Annotated in this window: 10 protein-coding genes and 1 tRNA gene; all 11 read left to right on the top strand. The window is 31.8% G+C overall.

The window, feature by feature from the left end:
• The coding region (locus ACMUOV_RS01130; protein WP_413852969.1) for a YebC/PmpR family DNA-binding transcriptional regulator at positions 1–406 on the top strand (406 nt) is incomplete at its 5' end.
• Positions 407–895, top strand: a complete 489-nt coding sequence (gene ruvC, locus ACMUOV_RS01125) for a crossover junction endodeoxyribonuclease RuvC (RefSeq protein ID WP_413852967.1) — start codon at positions 407–409, stop codon at positions 893–895.
• A 1-nt stretch (position 896) separates the two neighbouring features.
• Positions 897–969, top strand: a tRNA-Thr gene (locus ACMUOV_RS01120).
• A 28-nt stretch (positions 970–997) separates the two neighbouring features.
• The gene (locus tag ACMUOV_RS01115) at positions 998–3202 is read left to right on the top strand and encodes an O-antigen ligase family protein (protein ID WP_413852965.1); all 2205 of its coding nucleotides are present in this window, start codon (positions 998–1000) and stop codon (positions 3200–3202) included.
• A gap of 5 nt (positions 3203–3207) precedes the next feature.
• Positions 3208–4449, top strand: a complete 1242-nt coding sequence (locus ACMUOV_RS01110; RefSeq protein WP_413852963.1) for a U32 family peptidase C-terminal domain-containing protein — start codon at positions 3208–3210, stop codon at positions 4447–4449.
• A gap of 6 nt (positions 4450–4455) precedes the next feature.
• Positions 4456–4704 (top strand): Smr/MutS family protein, encoded by a 249-nt coding sequence (locus ACMUOV_RS01105; protein WP_413852961.1) that lies wholly within the window; start codon positions 4456–4458, stop codon positions 4702–4704.
• Between the two features lie 19 nt (positions 4705–4723).
• Positions 4724–5161 carry a phage holin family protein gene (locus ACMUOV_RS01100; protein ID WP_413852959.1) on the top strand — a complete coding sequence of 146 codons (438 nt, stop codon included), beginning with the start codon at positions 4724–4726 and terminating at the stop codon, positions 5159–5161.
• Positions 5162–5261: 100 nt separating this feature from the next.
• Entirely contained in the window at positions 5262–6443 is a 1182-nt protein-coding gene (locus ACMUOV_RS01095) for an HD domain-containing protein (protein WP_413852957.1), read from the top strand.
• Positions 6444–6453: 10 nt separating this feature from the next.
• A complete protein-coding gene (thrC, locus tag ACMUOV_RS01090) occupies positions 6454–7518 on the top strand; it encodes a threonine synthase (RefSeq protein ID WP_413852955.1) in 1065 nt (354 codons plus the stop codon).
• Between the two features lie 27 nt (positions 7519–7545).
• Positions 7546–7845 (top strand): DUF3467 domain-containing protein, encoded by a 300-nt coding sequence (locus ACMUOV_RS01085; protein ID WP_413852953.1) that lies wholly within the window; start codon positions 7546–7548, stop codon positions 7843–7845.
• An 8-nt stretch (positions 7846–7853) separates the two neighbouring features.
• Positions 7854–9128: a competence/damage-inducible protein A gene (locus ACMUOV_RS01080; protein ID WP_413852951.1), complete on the top strand. Its 1275-nt coding sequence runs from the start codon at positions 7854–7856 to the stop codon at positions 9126–9128.
• Positions 9129–9217: the final 89 nt, after the last annotated feature.

Genomic DNA, 9217 nt, shown 5'->3' with positions numbered 1-9217 from the left:
AATATTTTCAAAACATTCAGGCAGTATGGGTGAAACTGGTTGTGTCGGCTGGATGTTTTCTAAAAAAGGGCTTATTACCATAGAAAAAACAGCCGGTGACGAAGATACAATTATGACGGTTGCTCTTGACAGCGGTGCCGATGATTTTGTTGCCGAAGACGAAGTATATGAAATATATACAAAAACGGAAGATTTTAATAAAGTTTTGGAAGCAATAAAAGCAAAAAATATTCCTGTTATGGAATCGGAAATTTCAATGATACCTCAAACTTATATAAAGTTGGAGGGTGAAAATGCCGAGCATATGTTAAAACTTCTTGATGAATTGGAAGAACATGATGATGTTAAAAATGTTTTTTCAAATTTTGATATTTCTAAAGAAGATATGGAAAAGTACGGTGCATAAGTGATAGTTTTAGGAATAGATCCCGGTTTGTCCATGGCGGGCTGGGGTGTTGTTTATAAAGGCAATACCGATAAATATTCTTGTTTGGGATACGGTTGTATAAAAACTTATCCTAAAGATTGTTTGGCAGACAGGTTGAAGTTTCTTTTTTATCAAACGCATGAAATAATAGAAAAGTATAAACCTGAAGTAGTTGCCATGGAACAAATATTTTTTTTAAAAGGGTCAAATGTTATAGCAACAATAGGTCAGGCAAGGGGTGCTTTAATATCGGCGGTTGTAACAAAAAATTTGCCGTTGTTTGAGTATAACCCCAGAAGTATTAAAATTGCATTGACCGGTTACGGCTCTGCCGATAAACATCAAATGCAGCACATGGTAAAAACTTTTTTGGGCTTAAAAGAAATTCCGAAACCCGATGATGCAGCCGATGCCGTTGCGATGGCAATTTGCCATTTGAATACTAATAAATTGCAAAGCAAACTCTAAAGCCGACATAGCTCAGTTGGTAGAGCAATCGCTTCGTAAGCGATGGGTCGGAGGTTCAAGTCCTCTTGTCGGCTCGTTTTTTTTTAAGGAGCTTTCCTGATTATGTTTTCCGAAACAGTTAAAAAAAGTTTATCTAAATTTATTTTATACGGACTGCCTTTGTTTTATTTTTTGGTGGCAGTCAGTTTTTATTTGGTTACTTACGATTCGGCACAAATAAAAATAACGATAGTTCAAATAGGCGGTATTTTATTGGTTGCTTCCTGGCTTATATTAAAACTTGAGACCGGAAGTTTTTTTAAATTTAAAAATCATTTCTTTGTTTATTTGCCTGTTATTTTATTTTTTATTTCAGGGCTTGTCTCTTTATTTATTTCTCCTTTTTTTCAAATATCGTTAAATGAATTTTTAAGAAGGTTTATTTATTGCTTTTTGGCAATAATTATAATGGATACTTTTACTGACGAAAAATCTGTAAACAGATTAATAAATTTTTTAATAGTTTCAACTTATATAGTTTGTATTTATGCCGTTATTCAACACATAGATTATAAATTTTTCCCGGCACCTCCGAATAAAGGTTTGGATCCTTTTGCCTGGAGAGGAGTATTTGGAGAAAGAGTTTTTTCAACGTTCGGTAATCCTAATTTCTTCGGCGATTTTTTAGTTGTTATGGGACCTGTGGTACTTGCTTTATTTTTTAAAAGTAAAAAATTTCATCTTTTGTTTTTATGGTTATTAATAGCTTTTTCGGTATTTTTTACTTATTCGAAAGGTGCATGGCTCGGGTTTGGAATAGGACTTCTTGCTTTTTCTTTTTTATTTGTAAATTATATGTTAAATATTGAAAAGAAAAAAAAGTTAATAATAATTTCCGTAATGTCTCTTTTAACAATATCCGTATTTTTTAGCGGAATATTCATACAAACAAAGAAAAGAATGGACAGCTCTTCTTTCAGAATTTTTACTTGGAATGCCTGTTGGGAAATGATAAATACTCATCCTGTAATAGGAACCGGTATAGGAACATTTTATGTAACTTATCCTGCATACAGAAGACCTCAAATATTTTTTATAGAAGGTGCTCATAATACCGAAAGCGATCATCCGGAAAACGAATATTTGGAGGTTTTTTATGATGAAGGAATGATAGGTTTCGGTATATTTTTGACACTTATATTCACTTTTATCATGTTGGGCTTTCGAAATTTGGCATATTTCAGAAGAGAAAAAAATCAAAAAAACAGTTTCGCTTATCTGCAATTAGGTGTGGTAAGCGCTTTAATTGCTCAATTAGGGCATAATATGGTTTGTGTTTCTTTAAGGTTTGTTTCATCCGGAGTAATGTTGTGGATGTTAATAGGTTTAATAGGCGCCATAACTTTTTACTATTGTAAAGAAGACGATACAAAATGGAATATAAATTTTAACGTAATATTAAAAAGGTTGTTTCAAATAATTATATTAATTGCAGCATGTTATCTTACATACATTTTTTATGGTTTTTTTCAAGCCGATAAATTACATAGTAATGCAATTCAATATGCAAAAGTCGGTAATTTTGATAAATCAATAGAAATTTTCGGAGAAGTTAAAAAGAAAAATCCGTCATTTATAATGCCGAGATATTTCAGAGCAAATAATTTTTCAGACAGATGGAAAGGCGATGATCCGGAAATGGCTCTTGAAGAATACAGGAATTTATGGAAACTGGCTCCTAATTATGTCCAGTCCAAATTTTTAGTAGGAATTGTTTATTTAAAAGCATGGATCGGTTTTAATAATCAGGTAAATGAATTCCATCAGAAAAATGATAAAGAGAACGAACAAAAAGCAATACAAAACAGGGAAAATTGCTTTGCTTTGGCAGTTAGATATTTTAATGAATATAAACAAATAGATCCGGTATATCCTGAAACATATTACAGATTGGCATGGTTATACTTACAATACGGTAATTATCAACAGGCCTTAAACGAATATATGTCTCACTTAATTTTCCCGGAAAAGTTAAAAGAAAAACCGTATAATTTATATTATGAAAATTGGCAGGAAAGAAGATTACACGAATATGCAAGAACATATTTGAATATCGGTTCATTATTTTTTAATATCGGTGATTTTGAAAAATCTGAGGTCGCATTGTTAAAAGCTCTTGAATTGAAACCTAACGATAGTGATAGTCTTAAATTGCTTGTAAATGTATATTCCAAACTTAATAATAAAGAAAAATATAATAAAACTTTAGAAGTTTTAAAAAAGTTGTATCCTAATGATGAATATGTAAAAACTTTGAAATATATCTGAAAAATATGAATAGACCCGAGTTATTGCTGCCTGCCGGAACATTATCCAAATTAAAAACAGCAGTTTTATATGGTGCCGATGCCGTTTACTGCGGAACTCCGGATTTATCTTTAAGAGCAAAATCCTGTTTTCCTTTGGAACAATTAAAAGAAGGGGCGGATTATATTCATAATGCAGGCAGAAAAATTTATCTCACGTTAAATGTTTTTTCGCATAACAGAGATGTTGAAAAACTTGCAAACTTCATAAATACGGTTAAAGAAATTTCTCCCGACGGTTTAATTATATCCGATCCGGGAATTTTTAAATTTGTCAAAGAAAAACTTCCAGAGCTGCCTATACATATATCAACACAGGCAAATGTTTGTTCGTGGCTTACGGTTGATTTTTGGAAAAAAATGGGCGCAAATTTATGTGTGTTGGCGCGTGAAGTTAATTTTACGGAAATTCAACAAATTCGCCAAAAATGTCCTGATATAAAACTTGAAATGTTTGTCCATGGAGCAATGTGTATAAGTTATTCCGGAAGATGTTTAATTTCTTCTTTTATGGCTTCAAGAAATGCAAACAGAGGCGCTTGTGCACATTCGTGCAGATGGAAATATAAATTTTATGTTGAAGAAGAGTTAAGAAAAAATGAATTTTATCAAATAGATGAAGATGAAAGAGGAACATATTTGTTTAACTCAAAAGATTTATGCCTTATGCCTAAACTTAATGATATTTTGGAAACCGGTATTGATTCTTTAAAAATAGAAGGCAGAACAAAAAGTGAATATTATGTTGCACAAACGGCAAGAATATACAGGAAAGCAATTGATGATTATTACAAAGACAAAAAAAATTGGAATAGTCAAAAATATATGAATGAATTATTGACTTTGCAAAACAGAGGTTATACATTAGGTTTTTTTGACGGAATGCCTTCGCAAACGGCACAAGATTATAATGATACCTCAAGCAAAAGTAATTACAGAAATTGCGGTTTTGTAAGAGAAGTTTATGATGATTATATTATAATGGAAATAAGACATAAATTATCGGTTGGGGATAAAATTGAACTATTATCTCCTTATAAATTTGAACCTTATAGCATAAAATTGGAAACAATTCAAATTGCAAATTCCAATAAAATTGCGGATACCGTATCGCCGGGTGAACCGAATAAAGCGATAAGAATAAACATAAAAAAACAGGATATAAATTTATTTCCGAAATATACGGTTGCAAGAATAAAAATTTTATAGTATAAAATGTCTAAACTTAAATTGGATTTACATGATATTTTTAATAAGAATAAAGAGATTGACTCAGCACTGAATTCCGTTATGCAACAGGCCGTTTCAAAAAAAATTAATGAGGTTGAAATTATTCCCGGAAAAGGCAGCGGGCAGTTAAAAAAAAGAGTTTTAAGGTTTTTAAATAATTCAGAAATAAAAAAATTATATAAAAGATACAAGACAGATAATGTAAATTTTGGTAAAATAACGGTATATTTTTAAAATAAAGGAGAACTTAACCATGAGAAATTTTATAGTAGTAACTTTAATTAATGCTTTTGCATTGTTTTTGATTGCAAATATTGTTAACGGTATAACAATAAACGGATGGCAAACATTGGCAGCTTCGGCGGTTGTATTAACACTTATAACAATATTTTTAAAACCCGTTATTTCTTTTATTACATTACCTATAAATATTTTTTCTTTAGGTTTTTTTACTTTATTTATAAACGCTTTTTTGTTTTATATTGTAGGTAAACTTGTAAAAGGTTTTATTGTTGCCGATTTTATAACGGCATTTATAGGTGCTTTGCTTTTAAGTATAATTACGATTTTGGTAGAAGTGTTGATAATAAAAGATAAAAAAAGAGTATTGAAAAAATACGGAACAATTGATGCACACGATTACAAAACAGGTAAAGTTGTTATAGATGTTGATGATATTAACAAAAGATAGTTTAGAGTTGAGTGCTGAAAAGTTTATAGCTTGTCACTGATAAAAATAAACTTTAATCTATCAACGTTAATCCCTAAAACAAAATTTACAAGGTAAATTTATGATAACCAAATCTTTGATTGAAAAAATATTTTCAGCCGCAAATATAATGAGGTGGAACGACCATATAAGGCCGTTTGACTTTTTTGAGCTTGATAAACAGGCGCATAAAATGATAATTGCCTATATGATTGCTAAATTTGATGAACAATTCGGTAAAAAAATAAATTGGATAAAACTTATAGAAGGCGGAATTTTTGAATTTTTACAAAGAGTTGTTTTAACCGATTTAAAACCGGAAGTTTATCATGAAATTATGTCGCAAAAAAAAGACGAATTAAACGGATGGGTTTTAAGCAGTTTAAGTTCGGACGTTGTTGCGTTAGGTAACGGCTTTTATGACAGACTTGAAAAATATTTGTTTGATAACGAAGAGTCGTCTTATGAAAAGAAAATTCTTAAAGCATCGCATGAATTTTCTACAAGATGGGAATTCGGAATAATTTATCCTTGGAATAAAATGCTTTACGGTATAGAAAAAACAAGAGAAACCGTAGATACATGTGTTGTTACATATAAAGACTTTATCGGTATAAAAGAATTGATAATGAATAAAAAATATTACGGTTTTTTGGATTTGTGCGGGCAGTTAAGGTTTCAACAAAGATGGGCACAAACATTCAGACAACCCAGAACAAATGTTTTGGGACACATGTTTGTTGTAGCCGTTTTTGCATATTTATATTCGCTTGATATGGATATTTGCTCAAAAAGATATTATAATAATTTTTTCTCGTCTTTATTTCATGACTTACCGGAAATTTTAACAAAAGACATAGTAAGTCCGGTTAAATCTTCGGTTAAAGGTTTGGAAGAAATAATAAAGGAATACGAGAAAAAACAAATAGAGGAAAGAATTTTGCCGTTATTACCGGACAATTGGCATTTTGAAATGGAATATTTTATAGAAAATGAATTTATAAACAGAATTATAAAAGATTCCAAAATAACCGAAATTGCCGAAATAACGGATGAATATAACGATGATAAGTTTTGCCCTGTTGACGGAAAACTTATCGAAGTGTGTGACAAGTTGTCCGCATATATAGAAGCTTCTTTGGCATTAAGATACGGTATTCATTCCGGACCGTTAAACAAAGCTAAAGAAAGATTATATGAAAAATTTGCAAATGTGAAAATTGCAAATTTAAGTTTTAAAGAAGTTTTTGATTACTTTAATTAAGGAGAAAAAAATGGCATACAAAGGTTTAATTGAAAAGTACAGACAATATTTGCCGGTAAGCGATAAAACACCGGTAATAACTTTACACGAAGGTGATACTCCGTTAATACCTGCAAGAAATCTCAGCAAAGAAATAGGTTTTCCCGGAACAATATATTTTAAATATGAAGGTTTAAACCCGACAGGTTCTTTTAAGGATAGGGGTATGACAATGGCTGTTTCAAAAGCCGTTGAAGAAGGCAGTAAAGCTGTTATATGTGCTTCAACCGGAAATACTTCGGCATCCGCGGCAGCTTATGCGGCAAGGGCGGGAATAAAATGTGTGGTTTTAATTCCGGAAGGTAAAATTGCACTCGGTAAATTATCACAAGCCGTTATGCATGGCGCATTGGTTCTTGAAATAGACGGTAATTTTGATAAAGCACTTGAACTTGTAAAAGATTTAAGTAAAAATTATCCGTTAACATTGGTAAATTCTATTAACCCTTACAGAATACAAGGTCAAAAAACAGGCGCATTTGAAATTTGCGAATATTTGGAAAAAGCACCGGATTATCAATTTATGCCCGTCGGAAATGCCGGTAATATTACCGCATACTGGAAAGGTTATAAAGAATTTAATCAGTTGTTCCCACAGAAATACGGATTGCCTAAAATTATGGGTTTTCAGGCAGAAGGTGCTGCCCCTATAGTAAGAGGTTACCCTATAGAAAAGCCGGAAACTTTGGCAACTGCTATCAGAATAGGCAACCCTGCATCTTGGAAAACGGCTGAAGAAGCAAGGGACCAATCAAAAGGTGTTATAGATATGGTTTCCGATGACGAAATTATAGAAGCATACAAAATGATAGCAAGACATGAAGGTGTTTTTGCGGAACCTGCTTCCGCTTCATCTTTTGCAGGTTTATTAAAATATACGAGAAAAGGTTATTTTAAAGAACAAAAAAATGTAACGGCTGTTTGTATATTGACGGGACACGGCTTAAAAGACCCCGATAATGCGGTTAAAAATTCTACAAAACCTACACAGGTAAAAGCCGATATGAAAGAAATAATAAAAGCCATCGGCTTATAAAAGAAGTAATTTTTCTAAGGAGGCAAAATGCCCGAAGAAATAAAAAAACAGGAAATTAAAATTGAAATAGATGAACAAACTTCAAACGGAACTTATTCGAATTTGGCGCTTATTGCCCATTCTGAAACTGAATTTATAATAGATTTTATTTTTGCACAACCTCAAAACGGTAAAGCAAAAGTTCGCAGCAGAATAATAACATCACCTTTACATGCAAAAAAATTTATGCAGGCATTAAAAGACAATATAGCAAAATACGAAATAAAATTCGGACAAATAAAAACCGAAAATGCGGAAATTAGGGAACAATCAAAATTTTATAATTAGGAAATAAAGTGAAAGTAGAATTAATTTGCAGCGGAAGTGAATTATTGACCGGAAAATTAAATACGCATGCTTGTTTTATAGGAGCAAAACTTTCCGATTTAGGATTGAATTTATCTTTAATTACTACCGTTTCCGACAGGAAAAAAGAATTTAAAGAGGTATTGGAACAGGCGGTAAAAAGAAGTTCCGTTATTATTGTTACAGGCGGGCTTGGACCTACTTTTGATGATATAACGGTGGAAACGGTTTCGGAAATTTTAAAATTAAAAACTTATAAAGATGAAAATGTTCAAAAAGCCATTGTTCAATATTTCCAAAGAAGAGGAATAACAAATCCTGCTTCAAATAATGAAAGACAATCGTATATTTTAGAAGGCGCAAAAGTGCTGGAAAACAGGTTTGGAACGGCACCCGGGCAAATGCTTCATTTTCAATACATTGAAAATGAAAATAAAAAAGTCAGAAAAACAATATTTTTACTTCCGGGGCCGCCAAGAGAACTTCAACCTATGTTTGAAGAAAATGTTATACCTTTTATGAAAAGTTATCAGATAAAAATAAAAAAAACATTAACTTTACATATTTGCGGTATGGCAGAATCGCTTGTGGATGAAAAAATAAAACCGGTAATAAATTATTTGTCAAATAACGATGATATAGAATTTGCAATATTGGCACATAAATTTTTGATAGATGTAAAAGTTTCGGTCAGCGGTGAAAATGAGCTTACAATAGATGATACTTTAAAAAATATTAATCAGGAATTTATTAATGTTTTGGGTGATAATATTTACGGCTATAATGAGGATACGTTGGAATCGGTCATTCAAAAAATGTTAATTGAAAAAAGGAAAACCATATCGGTTGCAGAGTCGTGTACCGGCGGAATGATTGCTTCAAAACTGACAAATACCGCAGGCAGTTCCGTTTGTTTTAAACAATCGGTTGTAACTTATTCCAATCAGGCAAAAAATCAACTTTTAAATGTTAAATCCGAAACTTTGCAGCAGTTCGGTGCGGTAAGTGAAGAAACCGCAAACGAAATGCTTGACGGAATACTGAATTTATCTAAAGCCGACTATGCAATAAGTGTTACGGGTATTGCAGGTCCCGGCGGTGCAACAAAAGATAAACCCGTGGGACTTGTTTATATAGGGGTATCCTATAGAGGTAAAAATAAAGTTGAAAAATTTATATTTAACGGAACAAGAGAAGATGTCAGGGAAAGAGCAACAACGGTTGCTCTTGATACGGTAAGAAGATTAATAAAAATCACAAAGTGATTTTTATTCAATGTATAATGTAGAACATAAAATGTAGAATTTCTGAAAAAATTGCGAAGCAATTTTTTGTTGAAAATACGGAGTATTTT

The organism is Candidatus Ruminimicrobium bovinum (genome assembly GCF_902760015.1).
Taxonomy (GTDB): domain Bacteria; phylum Elusimicrobiota; class Endomicrobiia; order Endomicrobiales; family Endomicrobiaceae; genus Ruminimicrobium; species Ruminimicrobium bovinum.
Note: the sequence above shows the minus strand (reverse complement) of the source record. Positions and strands in the feature narration are given on the sequence as shown.

Excerpts from the sequence above, each read along its gene's own strand:
- ACMUOV_RS01115 (WP_413852965.1), top strand. The coding sequence starts at position 998 with ATGTTTTCCGAAACAGTTAAAAAAAGTTTATCTAAATTTATTTTATAC.
- ACMUOV_RS01110 (WP_413852963.1), top strand. The coding sequence starts at position 3,208 with ATGAATAGACCCGAGTTATTGCTGCCTGCCGGAACATTATCCAAATTA.
- ACMUOV_RS01105 (WP_413852961.1), top strand. The coding sequence starts at position 4,456 with ATGTCTAAACTTAAATTGGATTTACATGATATTTTTAATAAGAATAAA.
- ACMUOV_RS01100 (WP_413852959.1), top strand. The coding sequence starts at position 4,724 with ATGAGAAATTTTATAGTAGTAACTTTAATTAATGCTTTTGCATTGTTT.
- ACMUOV_RS01095 (WP_413852957.1), top strand. The coding sequence starts at position 5,262 with ATGATAACCAAATCTTTGATTGAAAAAATATTTTCAGCCGCAAATATA.
- thrC (WP_413852955.1), top strand. The coding sequence starts at position 6,454 with ATGGCATACAAAGGTTTAATTGAAAAGTACAGACAATATTTGCCGGTA.
- ACMUOV_RS01085 (WP_413852953.1), top strand. The coding sequence starts at position 7,546 with ATGCCCGAAGAAATAAAAAAACAGGAAATTAAAATTGAAATAGATGAA.